Here is a 13,796-nt window from a genome sequence, read left to right as displayed (position 1 = left end):
GTTGCTCATGAGCGCTGAACGTCCCGGATTCCTGCAGAAGATCGGTTATCTCCTCGGCCGACCGCTGCCTGCGTCCATGCGGGACTGGGTACTCGAAGACCTCACCGGTCCCGGACACATTCGGCGCTACGTGATCCGCGGGCTGATCCCGGTGATCCCGCTGTTCGTCGCCTTCCTGTTCATCCCCGGACCGCTCTGGGTGAAGCTCGGCATGGTGGTGCTGCTGCTGATCCCGTTCCTCTATTTCCAGATCGCGCTCAGCCGCGTCTACCGCAGACATCTGCTGGTGAACAACGGCCTCGACGCATCCCTGCTGGACAAGGTCAAGATTCAGCGCGCCGACTCGGTCCACGACGAGTACCGCGAGCGCTACGGACGGTAGCGGGCCGCACTCACGCGTACTCGTAGTCTCCGAGCGGGAAGCTGCCCTGCTCGTGGAGCGTGGTGAGCGTCGCATTCGGGCGCAGCAACGTCGCCTCGCCGTGCTGGTTGAAGTAGTAACTGCGCGAGGTCGAGCAGTCGCCCGCGTAGAACACGGACGACTCGAGGTTCTTGGTCGCGCGCTCGAGGAATTTCGCGTTCGCGGCCTCGGTCACCTCGAAGCGTGACGTGCCCCGTCGCCGCATCTCGCCGAAGAGCCGCGCGATGTGCTTCATCTGCCCCTCGATCGTCGTGAAGTACGACAGCCCGCTGTACGAATACGGACTGTTGAGGGTCAGGAAGTTCGGGAACTTCGGCACGGTGATGCCCTCGTACGCCTGGAACCGGCCGTCGCGCCACCACTTGCCGAGGTCCCGACCGTCGCGGCCGATGATCGTGAAGGCGGGGAAGTTCACGTCCCACAGGTTGAAGCCGGTCGCCAGGACCAGGGTGTCGACATCGATCCGCGTGCCGTCCGCCGTGACGATTCCATTGGGCACCACCGATTCGATGGTGCCGGTCTCGAGGTGGACGTTCCGCTGGTTGAAGACCCGGAAATAGGTGTTGGAGAAGGTCGGCCGCTTGCAGCCGAAGTCGTAGTGCGGTGTCAGCGCTCTGCGCGTCGCCGCATCGCGGACCTGCAGCCGCATGTGGGTCTTCGCCAGCAGCGCCGCCAGTTGATTGCCCGGCTTGGCCTGCTTGTAGTGCAGGACGCCGAAGACCATCAGCATCTCGAGCAATGACGTGTTGACCACTCGGGCCGCCTTCTGCGCCGCCGGGATCCGCGCGAAGATCTGCTGGACCGGACGCGGAATCGGGAAGTCGACCTTCGGCACCACCCAGATCGGCGTGCGCTGGAAGACCGTCAGCTCCCGTGCCGTCCTCGCGATCTCCGGAATCAGCTGGACCGCCGTCGCCCCGGTTCCGATGACGGCCGCGCGCCTGCCGCCGAAGTCGTACCCGTCGCGCCACGCGGTGGTGTGGATGACGTCGCCCGCGAATGTGTCCATCCCCGGGAAGTCCGGGGTGTGGGGCTGGGAGAGGAATCCGGTCGCCGTGACCAGGTAGCGCGCGGTGCGACTCGATCCGTCAGCGGTGTGCACGGTCCAACGGCCGGCGTCGTCGTCCCATTCCGCGCTCTCGACGACGACGCCGAACTCCATGTGGCGCCTCAGGTCGTAGGCGTCGGCCACGTGTTCGGCGTAGCGCTTGAGCTCGGCACCCGGCGCGAACAGCCGAGACCAGAACGGGTTCGGTTCGAACGAGTAGGAGTACGTCACCGACGCGATGTCCACCGCCAGTCCCGGGTAGTGGTTGACGTGCCACGTGCCGCCGAGGTCGTCCTCACGCTCCAGGATCGCGATGTCGACGACGCCCAGACGCTTGAACTCGATCCCGGCACCCATCCCCCCGAAGCCGGCTCCGACGATGACGACCTCGTGATCGACAGGCCCCTCAGCCATGACCGTCTCCAATCCCGAACGAGTTAGTGTGACGTGAAGTACACGTTAACCCGACCCGTCGACGATGAACAGACCCGCGCCGGTGTCGCACCCCGGTTGCCGCCGACGAGCGAATTGGCATGATGGAGCCGTGCGGATCGCGCCTCAGCCGCATTCGACCGGCGGCCCGCCTTCACCGTCGCCCATGCGAATCCAATTGCGACAGAAGAGAGTTGATACACATCATGGCTAAGAAGCTCATCGCGACCGGCTACGGCGATCCCAGCGACGTACTCGAGGTGACCGACGTCGACATCCCGAAGCCCGGAAAGGGCGAGGTCGTCGTCGAGGTGCGCGCCGCCGGCCTCAACCCCTACGACGTGAAGCTGGTCCGCGGATTCCTCGGCGCCAAGCCGGAGAACCTACCGCTCTCCCCCGGTGCGGAAGCGGCCGGCGTGGTTCACGCGGCGGGTCCCGGATCGGAGTTCAAGGCAGGCGACGAGGTCGTGGTCTACCCCGCGTCGGCGACGCTGGCCGAGTACGTCGTGTCCGGTGAGGACCGGGTGCACCGCAAGCCGGCCGGGCTCGGATTCGCCGAGGCCGCGTCGTTGCTCCTCGCCGGCGTGACCGCGGTCGACACCCTCGCAACCCTCGGTGTCACCGGCGACGACGTGGTGCTGGTCCATGGCGGCGCGGGCGCCGTCGGCTCCATCGTCGTCACCGAGGCGCTGGCCGCGGGCGCGACGGTGATCGCCACCGCGGCGCCCCGCAACCACGACCACCTGCGCGCCCAGGGCGCGATACCGGTCCCCTACGGGGACGGACTGACCGACGCCGTCCGGGAGGCGCGCGGCGATCAGCGCATCACCGCGGTCATCGACACCGTCGGCACCGATGAGGCGATCGACGTCTCGCTGGAGCTGGTGGCGCCGCATCGGATCGTGAGCATCGCGGCGTGGGGCCGGGTCGACGACGGCATCGTCGTCATCGACGGCAGCAGCGAGCAGAGCCGCCATCATCGGAGCGCCGCCGTCGAGCCGCTGCTGACGGACGCCGCGTCCGGCCGCATCACGGTCGAGATCGCCCGCCGTTTCGGCTTCACCGACGCCGGCGCGGCCTTCGACGAGTTGCTGGGCGCTCATCCGCGCGGCAAGTTCGTGTTCGAACCGCGCTGAGGCGTACGCGACTCCGGCCGGTCAGGACTTCTTGCCGCCGAAGAACAGCGCTCCGGCGCCGACGATCGCGAGACCGATCAGGACCACCCAGAAAGCGGCCTTGAGCAGCGGTCCGATGATCGACAGCGCGATCAGCACGGCGATGACGATCAGCACGATCTTCCAGATGGACGTGCTGTTGGACTTCCGGGGTTCGAGGTTTGTACTCATGCTTCAACCGTGGCCCCTCGGCGCCTAGATGTCACCCCTGGACCGCTGATACCAGGGAAAGTTCAGGGTCCTCCCCCAGCGGTTCCGCGAGCCCGGAATACCGGCGGGTTCGGGTGACGTTGCACGAAGAATGGCTGACAACACGATTTCGGAGATCACCCTCAACAACGGCGTCCGCATCCCGCAGCTGGGATTCGGCGTCTTCCAGATCGCCCCCGCCGACACGAAGGCCGCGGTCCTCGGCGCGCTGGAGGCCGGCTATCGCCACATCGACACCGCGCAGATGTACGGCAATGAGCGCGAGGTCGGCGAGGCGGTGCGCGAGTCGGGCCTCGATCGCAGCGAGATCTTCGTGACCAGCAAGCTCAACAACAACGCTCACGACCCCGCGGTCGCTCGTGAGGCGACCGCCCGCAGCGTCGACGCTCTCGGCATCGGGGCGATGGACCTCTACCTCGTGCACTGGCCGATGCCCGCGGTCGGCGACTACACCGAGACCTGGCGCGCGATGGAGAAGCTGCACGCGGAGGGGCAGGCCCGCGCGATCGGCGTCTCGAACTTCCAGATCGGGCATCTCGAGCGGCTGCTCGCGGAGACCGACATCGTCCCCGCGGTGAATCAGATCGAGGTGCACCCGTACCTGTCCCAGGTGGAGCTGCGAGAGTTCAACCGCAGCAAGGGAATCGAGACCGAGGCGTGGTCGCCGATCGCGCAGGGCGACGTGCTGGGCGATCCGGTGCTGACGGCGATCGCGGCGGAGACCGGTCGCACGGTCGCACAGGTGGTGCTGCGCTGGCACATCCAGCTCGGCAACATCGTCTTCCCGAAGTCGACCACCCCGTCACGCATCGTCGAGAACCGGAACATCTTCGACTTCGAGCTGACCGCCGATCAGGTCTCGCGCATCGACGCGCTCGACGCCGACCGTCGCCGCGGACCGAACCCGGACGAGTTCAACTGGATTCCGGAGTGAGTCGCCTGCTCCGATAGCCCGCATCGAGTTCCCCGCTCGCGTGCGGCATCGACCCTCGGAGGCGATGCCGCACGCGAGCGGGGAATTCTGTCCCACCGGACAGCCCGCATAGCATCGACGGCATGAAGTTCTCGCGCCGCGCCGAAGCCGTCACGCCGTTCTACGCGATGGAGTTCGGCAAGCACGCCGCGGCGCTCGAGGCCACCGGCGTGCACGTGGTCAAGCTCAACATCGGCGAACCCGACTTCGGCGCTCCGCCCGCGTTCCTCCGCGAGGTACGGCGGATCAGCGACGGCCGACCCCTGGCCTACACCGGAGCCCTCGGCCTCGACGAGCTCCGCGCAGCGATCGCGCAGTTCACCGCCGAGAAGTTCGGCGCCCAGGTGGCACCCGAGCGGGTGGTCGTCACCACCGGCGCCTCGGCCGCGCTGCTGCTGTCGTGCGCGGCGCTCATCGACCCCGGCGACGAGATCCTGGTCGCCGATCCCTCCTATCCGTGCAACCGGCGGTTCGCCGAGAGCTTCGGCGGCCGCGTCCGACTGCTGCAGACCACGCCCGAGTCGCGATTCCAGCTCGACGCGTCGACGGTCGCCGCCGAGTGGGGCCCGGACACCCGCGGCGTCATGGTCGCGACGCCGTCGAATCCGACCGGCACGTCGATCCCCTACGACGAGCTGACCCGGTTGTGCTCGACGGTCGCCGATCGGGACGGCTGGCGGATCGTCGACGAGATCTACCTCGGTCTGGCCGACGACGGTCCGGACGGGCCGCCGCACAGTATCGCCGCCGACGACCCCGGCGCGATCGTGACGGGCAGCTTCTCCAAGTACTTCGGGATGACCGGCTGGCGCCTGGGCTGGGCGATCGTGCCGGAGGAGATGATCCCCGTCGCCGAACGGCTGGCGCAGAACTACTACATCTGCCCGCCGACGCCGTCGCAGATCGCCGCCCTCACCTGCTTCGAGCCCGAGACCCTCGCGCTCGCCGAGGACCGCCGCGCTCAGTTCCGCGCTCGGCGGCAGCTGGTGCTCGACGGACTCGAGCGCATCGGCCTCGACGTCCCGGTCCGGCCCGACGGCGCGTTCTACGTCTATGTCGACGTGAGCGAGACCGGACTGACGTCCAGCGAGTTCTGCGAGACCGCGCTCCAGCGGGCGCACGTCGCACTCACGCCCGGAAAGGACTTCGGCGACGCCGGCGCCGATCAGTTCGTCCGGCTGAGCTACGCGGCGTCCGAGGAGGATCTCAGCCTCGCGATCGACCGACTCGGTGACCTGCTCAACCGAATCTGACGGCAGAGTTCTGTCGCAGAAGCTAAGAATGTCGCATGCGCCTTCGACGACGCACCCGGGTGACAGCGGTCGCGCTCGCGATCCTGCTCGGTGCCACCGCCTGCTCGAGTTCGCCCCCGGACATGACCGCGCTGCCACCAGCAGCCATCGCTGCGATCTCGGTCGGCCAGGTACTTCTCCCCGACCCGACGTCGGCCGAGAACGTGATCGTCGCATTCGACGCGAACGGGGACGAGGTCGGGCGGATCACCGGGCGAAACGAATACGGCTCGACCGTCGCACGACTCGACGACGGTCTCTTCGGGATCGCAGGCAATGGCGCGGTCGTGCTGCGAGCCGAAGGCACGACCCTGACGGGCCCCGGTGGACGACGGCATATCGTCGGCTCCGCGGTGGACGTCGCAGCTGGGCACGCGATGATGTGGAACACATTCGACACGACCGAATACGTCCTGGTCTCGCCTGACCGCGAACCCTTCGGCTCCGAAGTCCCCGGCAGGCTGGTGATGGCGGGTCACTGCGACGACGGATGGTATGCGGGAACCGCCCAGGCCGGAGGTGCGTCGACCCGCGTTCAGCTGCATCGCCTGCCCGGACCGCCGTCGACCGTGCCGGTTGACCTTCCGACGAAGGCGTACAACGAACTGCCGCTGGTGTGCGCCGCAAACGGGCGTGACCTGATCACCCTCATCAAGCCAATCGACGCCGTCGCCGGCCCCACCCTGGTCACGATCGATTCGCGAAGCGGTCGCACGACGTCACGGCCGTTGACCGGCACCGATGGGAACGTGTTCCTCAGCAACCGGAGCGTGACCCGCCTCGACGAGGATCTCTACCTGATCGACTCACAGCGCGCGGCGTACCGATTGCCGCTCTCCGGCTCTGCAACGACGTTGCGTAAGGTGTGGCAGCTTCCTCTCGAAGAGCGGGACACCCGACTGTTCATCAGCGCCGACAAAGTCCTCGCCGTCACCGAGCGCGCGGCGCCCACCTATGCCGAGTACGACCTGCGCACCGGCGATCGACTGCTCGGGCCGATCCCCCTCCCCTGGCTCCCGGGCGTGAAAGACGGCGGCATCTCTGTCACCGGCGCCGCCGACGTCGTACGCCCGTCCTGACGTGCGCCGCCCGAGAGGTGTCGAGTCCTCGACCGCCACGATCCACAACCCGACAAAAAGATCGTGGAGCGCAGAGTGTCAGTCCACCGCGGCCGCCAGCCGGTCCACGAACGCCGCCTGCGCCGGGTTCAGCTTCACGCGCGCCTCGTCGAGCGAGAACCATCCGCCACGGTCGACCTCCGGGAACGCCTGCGTCTTGCCGGACCTCGGCGGCCAGACCACCTCGAAGGTATTGCTGACGATCGCGTCGGCGTCCAGGTCGCCCTCGACCGCGAATCCGACCACCCGCTTCCCGCTCCGGAGGCGGACCTCGCCGAGGTCGTGCGCCGGACCGGTAGGCGCCGGATGCCCGGTCTCCTCCGCGAACTCGCGGCGCGCCGCGGTCAGCGGATTCTCACCGTCGTCGAGCAGGCCCTTCGGGATCGACCACGCGCCGTCGTCCTTGCGCGCGAAGAACGGACCGCCGGGATGCACGAGCAGCACCTCGAGGGCCGCACCGTCACGCCGATAGAGCAGGATCCCCGCGCTGGTCTGAGCCTTCGACATGGGTCGAGCCTAGTGCGGCCGACTAGTGTCGTCGGCATGGAGATCCTCTCGAGCCGCACCCTGCTGATCTCGCGCGACCCCGTCGCGCTCACAGCGTTCTACCGCGACCGGCTGGGCCTGGCGATCGCCCGTGAGTACCCCGGCGGCACGGTCTTCCACGCGGGCACGAGCCTCATCGAGATCCCCGCGCACATGGCGACGTCGTCCGACGTCGACGCGGGCGACGTCCTGTGGCTGCAGGTACGCGACGTCGCCGCGACCGCCGAGGAGTTGGGCGCGGCCGGAGTGCCGATCGTCGCCGGCCCCGAGACGAAGCCGTGGGGACTGATCGAGATGACGGCGAGCGACCCCGACGGTCGCCGCCTGATCGTCGTCGAGATCCCGGCCGACCATCCCTTGCGTCGCGATGTGCGCGAATAGCGGCGTGAGAGACTGAAACCCATGAGCAACTGGGTCGCGCCCTTCCTCAACCGTCCCGTCGACGCCGTCGTCGACCTTCCCGGCTCCAAGTCGATCACCAACCGCGCGCTCATTCTCGCGGCGCTGGCCGACGGTCCGTCGCGCATCACCGGAACGTTGCGCTCCCGCGACACCGATCTCATGCTCGACGGGCTCGCGGCGATCGGCGTCGGCGTCGATTTCCACTCCGACGATCCGACGACCGTCGACATCACACCGCAACCCCTGCACGCCGGAGCGGTGGACTGCGGACTCGCGGGCACCGTCATGCGGTTCCTCCCGGCCGTCGCGGCATTGGCCGACGGCGACGTCGCGTTCGACGGCGACGAGCAGGCGCGCAGCCGCCCGCTCGACACCGTGCTGGATGCCCTCCGCTCACTCGGCGCGAGCATCGACGGCCGCGGCCTGCCGTTCACCGTGCACGGCACGGGTTCGGTCGCCGGCGGCCCGGTGACCATCGACGCGTCGGCGTCCTCCCAGTTCGTCTCCGGCCTCCTGCTGTCGGGCGCCCGGTTCGTCGCAGGCGTGCAGATCACGCACTCGGGCGCACCGGTGCCGTCCATGCCGCACATCGAGATGACCGTCGAGATGCTCGAGACCGCCGGAGTCACAGTCGATTTCGACGCCAGCTCCACGCGATGGAGCATCGCCCCCACGACCGTCCGAGCGGTGGACTGGGCCGTGGAGCCCGACCTCTCGAACGCCGCGGCGTTTCTGGCCGCCGCACCGGCCACCGGCGGCCGAGTCAGCGTCCCGCGATGGCCCGTCACCACCACCCAGCCCGGCGCCGCCGTCCTCGGCATCCTCGAGCAGATGGGCGCGGAGGTCGACCACCGGTCCGACGGACTGCTGACCGTGCGCGGCTCCGCCCGACCGACGGCCATCGACGTCGACCTCCACGACGTCGGAGAGTTGACGCCGACGATCGCGGCGCTCTGCGCGCTGGCCGAGGGCACGTCGACGCTACGCGGCATCACCCACCTGCGCGGACACGAGACCGATCGGCTGACCGCCCTGAGCACCGAGATCAACCGCATCGGCGGCGACTGCCGGGAGACCGCCGACGGACTGGTCATCACCGGGCGGGACCGCGTGGACCTGCACGCCGAGCTGTGGCGCAGTTACGCCGACCATCGCATGGCGACCGCCGGAGCCCTGCTCGGCCTCCGGGTCGAAGGCCTCGCGGTGGAGGACGTCGAGACCACCGCGAAAACCCTCCCCGACTTCGTGAAGATGTGGGAAGCGATGGCGGGGACGGCCTCTTGAGTCGCCGCGCGGCGACCGTTCGCGGCCGGACATACGACGAGTCCGACGTGCGGATCCGGCCCGGCAAGGGCAGCCGTCCGCGCACCAAGAACCGTCCCGCGCACGACGACGCGGAGACCGCGATGGTCGTGTCGGTGGACCGGGGCCGATGGGGCTGCGTCCTCGACGGCGACCCCGACCGACGTGTGGTCGCCATGCGCGCCCGCGAACTCGGCCGCACGCCGATCGTCGTCGGCGACCAGGTCGGCGTGGTCGGCGACCTGTCCGGCCGGCCCGACACTCTGGCCCGCATCGTCCGCGTCGCCGACCGAACGACCGTCCTGCGCCGCACCGCGGACGACAACGACCCCTACGAGCGCATCGTCGTTGGCAACGCCGATCAGCTGCTGATCGTGACCGCGCTGGCCGATCCGCCGCCGCGCACCGGATTCGTGGAGCGGGCCCTGGCTGCAGCCTATGCGGGCGGTCTGACACCGGTCCTGTGCCTCACCAAGTCCGACCTCGCCGCGCCCGACGAGTTCACCGCGCACTTCGCCGATCTTCAACTGCCGGTGGTCACCGCCGGCCGCGACGACGACCTCGATGCGCTGTGGCAGACCCTCGAGGGCCGCCTCACCGCACTGATCGGACACTCCGGCGTCGGGAAGTCGACGCTGGTGAACCGCCTGGTACCGGACGCCGACCGCGCCACCGGCGAGGTGTCCGGTGTCGGCAAGGGCCGTCACACGTCCACCCAGTCGGTCGCCCTGCCGCTGCCCGGCGCGGAGCCAGGAGCGGCACCTCGGGGCTGGGTGGTCGACACACCGGGGATCCGCTCGTTCGGTCTGGCACACGTGACGCCCGACCAGATCATCGACGCCTTCGACGATCTCCGCGAGGCGATCGAGACGTGCCCTCGCGGATGCACGCACCTCGGACCGCCCGCCGACCCGGAGTGCGCGCTCGACGCGCTCACCGGCAGTTCGCACCGCCGTGCGATGGCGGTGCGGGAACTGCTGGCGTCGGTCTCCTCGTCCGGCGCGGACGACACACCCGTGTCCCCGCCGGAGGGTTGAGAGCGGCTCGGCCCACCCGCTGGGTTGAGGAGCCATCCCCCCGCCCGCTGGTTGCGCTCGCTCAACCAGCGGTGGTGGTGCGCTCGCTCAACGAGCGGCGGCGCGCCGGGAACGCCTGGCGCGACGGCGCTCGCGCACCTGCGCCAGCGCCGTCTTCAGCCCGCCGCCGCGCTTGGGCAGACCGTCGAAGCGGTGTTCCGACGCGGTCTCGGGGGCGTCGTCGCTGGTGGCGATCAGCAGACCGTCGGGCAACGCGAGCTTGTTGATCGTGCGCAGCGTCCGCAGGTACTGCATGGACAGCGAGCCGGTGTTGTACGGGAGGTCGTACTTCTCGCACAACTCGCGCACGCGCACCGAGATCTCGGCGAGTCGGTTGCTCGGCAGGTCGGGGTAGAGGTGATGCTCGATCTGGTAGCAGAGATTGCCGCTCATGAACGCCAGCGCCGGACCGGCTTCGAAGTTCGCCGATCCCAGCATCTGCCGCAGATACCACTGCCCGGAAGTCTCGTCGTCGAGCGTCGCGATGGTGAACTTCTCGGCGCCGTCCGGGAAGTGGCCGCAGAAGATCACCACGTAAGCCCACAGATTGCGAATGAAGTTCGCGGTGAGGTTCGCGGTGAGCGTGTGCACGAAGTTCGGGCCCGACAGCGCGGGGAACAACACGTAATCCTTACCGACCTGCCGGGCGATCTTCCGCGCGAAAAGCTTGATCTCCGGGCGCGCCTTCTCCATCGGCTTGCGTCCGGCGATGACCTCTTTCAGCTCGAGATCGTGCAGCCCGATGCCCCACTCGAAAGTCGCGGCGAGCATCACGTTGAACAGCGGCTGAAACGCCCGCCGCGGCTCCCACGGCTCGTCGCGGGTCACCCGCAGGATCTTGTACCCGACGTCGTGATCCATGCCGACCACGTTCGTGTACTTGTGGTGGATGAAATTGTGCGAGTGCTTCCAATGCGGCGACGCACACACCATGTCCCACTCCCACGTCGTGGAGTGCACCTCGGGATCGTTCATCCAATCCCACTGGCCGTGCATCACGTTGTGGCCGAGTTCCATGTTCTCGATGATCTTGGCCACCGACAGGGCGCCGGTGCCGAGCAGCCACAGCGGTCGACGGTGGCTGCCGAGCAGGGCCAGCCGACCGAGGACCTCGAGCCCGCGCTGGGCGTAGATGGTCCGCCGCAGGTAGCGGCGGTCCCTCTCACCCAGGCTGGACTCGATCTCCCGGCGCAGCATATCGAGTTCCGCGCCCAGCGCCTCGACGTCGGCGTCTGTCAGGTGCGCGTACTCATTGATATCTGAAATGGCCATCAATCACATTATGCCCGCGCGGGTGACCGGCGGCTCCTCCGGCGCTCCTTGAGTCCGGTGATCGCCGTCTTGAGGCCCTTGCGACGTCCGGTCACCGGATCGACGGTCGACACGAGACGCAGGTCCGCGGATTCCTTGAAGCGCCGCTCCGATGCGGTCTCCGGCGCGTCGTCGACGGTGCCCGAGAGATAGTCGTTCGGCAGCGACAGCTTCGCGATGGTCCGCCACGACTTCGCGTACTGCACGGGGAACGACCCCGTGGTGTACGGCAGGTCGTACTCGGCGCACAGCGCCTGAACTCGCACCGCGATCTCCGGCAGCCGGTTGCTCGGCAGGTCCGGGAAGATGTGATGCTCGATCTGGTACGACAGATTGCCGCTCATGAACCCGAGGACCGGGCCGGAACGGAAGTTCGCGCTGCCGAGCATCTGTCGCAGGTACCACTCGCCGCGAGTCTCGCTGTCGACGTCCTGCTTGGTGAACTTCTCGGCCCCGTCGGGGAAGTGGCCGCAGAAGATGACGGCGTTCGACCACACGTTGCGGATCACGTTCGCCATCAGGTTCGCGGTGAAGGCCTTGCGCGCACCGGTCCGCGACCGCGTCGCCGCGCCGACGATCGCCGGGTAGACGATGTAGTCCTTGCCGGCCTGGCGGCCGATCTTGGCGCCCACGTCACGCAGGTCCTGCTGGAACTGGTCCTTCTCGGCCTGGGTGCGACGCTTGCGGCCCAACTCGAGGTGTTGTGCGGCGACGCCGTACTGGAAGCCGAGGGCGAGCAGCGTGTTGTATGCGATGTTGCCGAGATTGAACGGCTTCCAGCGCTGATCACGCGTCACGCGCAGCAGGCCGTAGCCCACGTCGTCGTCCATGCCGAGAACGTTCGTGTACTTGTGATGGATGTAGTTGTGCGTGTGCTTCCAGTGCGCACTGGGACCGGTGTTGTCCCACTCCCACGTGGTGGAGTGCACCTCGGGGTCGTTCATCCAGTCCCACTGACCGTGCATCACGTTGTGGCCGAGTTCCATGTTCTCGACGATCTTGGCGACGCCGAGTGCCGATGCACCGGCCCACCACAGTCCGCGCTTGCGCGCACCGAAGATCAGCGCACGTCCGGTGATCTCCAGCGTCCGCTGGAAAGCGATGGTGTTGCGGAGGTACCGCGCATCGCGCACGCCGCGGTCCGCCTCGATGTCCGCGCGGATCTGGTCGAGCTTCGCACCCAGTTCCTCGACGTCAGCGTCGGTCAGGTGTGCGTATTCGGGGATGTCGGAGATCGCCATGCCACTCCTCGTTGCCTACGACTTCGTAACTTACGTAAGCGTAGGTTACGGTTCCGTAGGCTGTCTACCCGTGGCCGACGTGGCCCATGTCATAGGCACGGATTCACACGTCGAGGGTGCAGTCGCCCGCCGCCGCACTCACACAGGTCTGGATGCGCTCACCCTCGACGTGCTCGACACCGGTGCGCAGGTCCCGGACGCAGCCCTTGTCGAGCATCACCACGCAGCTCTGGCAGATGCCCATCCGGCAGCCGAACGGCATCAGCACGCCGGCCTGCTCACCCGCCTCGAGCAACGTGGTGGCGCCATCGGCCTCGATCTGCCGGTCGGGCGTGCCGAAGGTGACCACGCCGCCCTCGGCGCCGTGCGCGCCGCGTTCCAACGCGAACCGCTCGATGTGCAGGCGATCGACGACTCCGGCCTCGGCGAACTGCTCGCTGAGCATGTCGAGGAACCCGCCCGGGCCGCACGCCCATGTGGCGCGCTCAGCCCAGTCCGGGCACAGTGACCGCAGCTGGGCGGGCGTGATCTTGCCGTCGGTCCGGGTGAACTGGAGGTGCAGATCGATCAGCCCCTCGGACTCCATCTCGCGGAGTTCGTCGCCGAACAGCAGATCGTCGGCGGTCGGCACCGAGTGGAGCACCTTGACGTCCACGTGCTGGCCGCGACGCCGCATCGTCCGGAGCATCGAGATGATCGGCGTCAGACCGCTGCCCGCCGTGGCGAAGAGAAGCTTCTCCGGCAACGGATCGGGCAGGACGAACTCACCGGCGGGAGCGGCCAGACGCACGACGGTGCCCGCCTCCAGGCCGCTGACGAGATGCGACGACAGGAAGCCCTCGGGCATCGCCTTCACCGTGATCGAGACCGTGTGCTCGGCCCGCGACGACGCCGGCTCGGAGGTCAGCGAGTACGACCGCCACGTCCAGCGGCCGTCCACCAGCACGCCGATACCGATGTACTGACCCGGGTGGTAGTCGAAGGAGAATCCCCATCCCGGCCGAATGACGATGGTCGCGCTGTCCGCCGTCTCCGACGTCACCGAGACGACCTTTCCGCGCAGCTCACGCGCCGACCACAGCGGGTTGGCGAGATGCAGGTAGTCGTCGGGCAGCAGCGGCGTCGTCACTCGCGCGACTGCGGCACGCAGCCATTTGGCGCGCTTGTGCTTCGCCGCGACATCGGCCGCCGGTGCCTCGAATCGTTCGCGCCACGCCATCTCGTGCCTCCTCCGCAGGTTCCGGGCCGC

14 protein-coding genes are annotated in these 13,796 nt (G+C 68.3%); 8 read left to right on the top strand and 6 right to left on the bottom strand.

Annotated features, from left to right (window positions below; translation table 11 throughout):
• The first annotated feature begins 7 nt into the window (after positions 1-7).
• Positions 8-382 (top strand): DUF5313 family protein, encoded by a 375-nt coding sequence (locus SCNU_RS10020; RefSeq protein WP_009679251.1) that lies wholly within the window; start codon positions 8-10, stop codon positions 380-382.
• A 10-nt stretch (positions 383-392) separates the two neighbouring features.
• Here SCNU_RS10020 and SCNU_RS10015 read toward each other — a convergent pair whose 3' ends face one another.
• Positions 393-1,883, bottom strand: coding sequence for a flavin-containing monooxygenase (locus SCNU_RS10015; RefSeq protein WP_009679250.1), 1,491 nt, complete (start codon positions 1,881-1,883; stop codon positions 393-395).
• A gap of 224 nt (positions 1,884-2,107) precedes the next feature.
• Here SCNU_RS10015 and SCNU_RS10010 point away from each other — a divergent pair, with 224 nt between their 5' ends.
• Entirely contained in the window at positions 2,108-3,037 is a 930-nt protein-coding gene (locus SCNU_RS10010; protein WP_009679249.1) for a quinone oxidoreductase family protein, read from the top strand.
• A 21-nt stretch (positions 3,038-3,058) separates the two neighbouring features.
• Here SCNU_RS10010 and SCNU_RS10005 read toward each other — a convergent pair whose 3' ends face one another.
• Positions 3,059-3,247, bottom strand: a complete 189-nt coding sequence (locus tag SCNU_RS10005; protein ID WP_040518157.1) for a hypothetical protein — start codon at positions 3,245-3,247, stop codon at positions 3,059-3,061.
• A 130-nt stretch (positions 3,248-3,377) separates the two neighbouring features.
• Between SCNU_RS10005 and SCNU_RS10000 the strand changes: the two genes are divergently transcribed.
• The 3 genes from SCNU_RS10000 (at position 3,378) to SCNU_RS09990 (ending at position 6,630) form a co-directional block, all read left to right on the top strand.
• Positions 3,378-4,220 carry an aldo/keto reductase gene (locus tag SCNU_RS10000; protein WP_009679246.1) on the top strand — a complete coding sequence of 281 codons (843 nt, stop codon included), beginning with the start codon at positions 3,378-3,380 and terminating at the stop codon, positions 4,218-4,220.
• A 122-nt stretch (positions 4,221-4,342) separates the two neighbouring features.
• The gene (locus tag SCNU_RS09995) at positions 4,343-5,512 is read left to right on the top strand and encodes an aminotransferase class I/II-fold pyridoxal phosphate-dependent enzyme (protein ID WP_009679245.1); all 1,170 of its coding nucleotides are present in this window, start codon (positions 4,343-4,345) and stop codon (positions 5,510-5,512) included.
• A 35-nt stretch (positions 5,513-5,547) separates the two neighbouring features.
• A complete protein-coding gene (locus SCNU_RS09990) occupies positions 5,548-6,630 on the top strand; it encodes a hypothetical protein (RefSeq protein WP_040518155.1) in 1,083 nt (360 codons plus the stop codon).
• Positions 6,631-6,708: 78 nt separating this feature from the next.
• Here SCNU_RS09990 and SCNU_RS09985 read toward each other — a convergent pair whose 3' ends face one another.
• Positions 6,709-7,176, bottom strand: coding sequence for an NUDIX hydrolase (locus SCNU_RS09985; protein ID WP_009679243.1), 468 nt, complete (start codon positions 7,174-7,176; stop codon positions 6,709-6,711).
• A gap of 36 nt (positions 7,177-7,212) precedes the next feature.
• Here SCNU_RS09985 and SCNU_RS09980 point away from each other — a divergent pair, with 36 nt between their 5' ends.
• The 3 genes from SCNU_RS09980 to rsgA are packed head-to-tail and all read left to right on the top strand — an operon-like array spanning position 7,213 to position 9,956.
• The gene (locus tag SCNU_RS09980) at positions 7,213-7,596 is read left to right on the top strand and encodes a VOC family protein (RefSeq protein ID WP_009679242.1); all 384 of its coding nucleotides are present in this window, start codon (positions 7,213-7,215) and stop codon (positions 7,594-7,596) included.
• 21 nt (positions 7,597-7,617) lie between these two features.
• The gene (gene aroA / locus SCNU_RS09975) at positions 7,618-8,901 is read left to right on the top strand and encodes a 3-phosphoshikimate 1-carboxyvinyltransferase (protein ID WP_009679241.1); all 1,284 of its coding nucleotides are present in this window, start codon (positions 7,618-7,620) and stop codon (positions 8,899-8,901) included.
• Positions 8,898-9,956: a ribosome small subunit-dependent GTPase A gene (gene rsgA, locus SCNU_RS09970; protein WP_040518186.1), complete on the top strand. Its 1,059-nt coding sequence runs from the start codon at positions 8,898-8,900 to the stop codon at positions 9,954-9,956. The genes aroA and rsgA overlap by 4 nt, the downstream gene beginning before the upstream one ends.
• A gap of 87 nt (positions 9,957-10,043) precedes the next feature.
• On the opposite strand, the gene SCNU_RS09965 is transcribed toward rsgA, so the two are convergent.
• The 3 genes from SCNU_RS09965 to SCNU_RS09955 form a co-directional block, all read right to left on the bottom strand.
• Positions 10,044-11,267: a fatty acid desaturase family protein gene (locus SCNU_RS09965; RefSeq protein ID WP_009679239.1), complete on the bottom strand. Its 1,224-nt coding sequence runs from the start codon at positions 11,265-11,267 to the stop codon at positions 10,044-10,046.
• Positions 11,268-11,275: 8 nt separating this feature from the next.
• Positions 11,276-12,547, bottom strand: a complete 1,272-nt coding sequence (locus SCNU_RS09960) for a fatty acid desaturase family protein (RefSeq protein WP_009679238.1) — start codon at positions 12,545-12,547, stop codon at positions 11,276-11,278.
• 103 nt (positions 12,548-12,650) lie between these two features.
• Entirely contained in the window at positions 12,651-13,766 is a 1,116-nt protein-coding gene (locus tag SCNU_RS09955) for a ferredoxin reductase (protein ID WP_009679237.1), read from the bottom strand.
• Positions 13,767-13,796: the final 30 nt, after the last annotated feature.

Origin of the sequence: Gordonia neofelifaecis NRRL B-59395, assembly GCF_000192435.1 — a bacterium.
GTDB lineage: Bacteria > Actinomycetota > Actinomycetes > Mycobacteriales > Mycobacteriaceae > Gordonia > Gordonia neofelifaecis.
Note: the sequence above shows the minus strand (reverse complement) of the source record. Positions and strands in the feature narration are given on the sequence as shown.

Coding starts and splice junctions, on each gene's coding strand:
- SCNU_RS09965 (WP_009679239.1), bottom strand. CDS start 11,267: ATGGCCATTTCAGATATCAATGAGTACGCGCACCTGACAGACGCCGAC.
- SCNU_RS10000 (WP_009679246.1), top strand. CDS start 3,378: ATGGCTGACAACACGATTTCGGAGATCACCCTCAACAACGGCGTCCGC.
- SCNU_RS09990 (WP_040518155.1), top strand. CDS start 5,548: ATGCGCCTTCGACGACGCACCCGGGTGACAGCGGTCGCGCTCGCGATC.
- SCNU_RS10020 (WP_009679251.1), top strand. CDS start 8: ATGAGCGCTGAACGTCCCGGATTCCTGCAGAAGATCGGTTATCTCCTC.
- SCNU_RS10005 (WP_040518157.1), bottom strand. CDS start 3,247: ATGAGTACAAACCTCGAACCCCGGAAGTCCAACAGCACGTCCATCTGG.
- aroA (WP_009679241.1), top strand. CDS start 7,618: ATGAGCAACTGGGTCGCGCCCTTCCTCAACCGTCCCGTCGACGCCGTC.
- SCNU_RS09955 (WP_009679237.1), bottom strand. CDS start 13,766: ATGGCGTGGCGCGAACGATTCGAGGCACCGGCGGCCGATGTCGCGGCG.
- SCNU_RS09985 (WP_009679243.1), bottom strand. CDS start 7,176: ATGTCGAAGGCTCAGACCAGCGCGGGGATCCTGCTCTATCGGCGTGAC.
- SCNU_RS09960 (WP_009679238.1), bottom strand. CDS start 12,547: ATGGCGATCTCCGACATCCCCGAATACGCACACCTGACCGACGCTGAC.
- SCNU_RS10015 (WP_009679250.1), bottom strand. CDS start 1,883: ATGGCTGAGGGGCCTGTCGATCACGAGGTCGTCATCGTCGGAGCCGGC.
- SCNU_RS09980 (WP_009679242.1), top strand. CDS start 7,213: ATGGAGATCCTCTCGAGCCGCACCCTGCTGATCTCGCGCGACCCCGTC.
- SCNU_RS10010 (WP_009679249.1), top strand. CDS start 2,108: ATGGCTAAGAAGCTCATCGCGACCGGCTACGGCGATCCCAGCGACGTA.
- SCNU_RS09995 (WP_009679245.1), top strand. CDS start 4,343: ATGAAGTTCTCGCGCCGCGCCGAAGCCGTCACGCCGTTCTACGCGATG.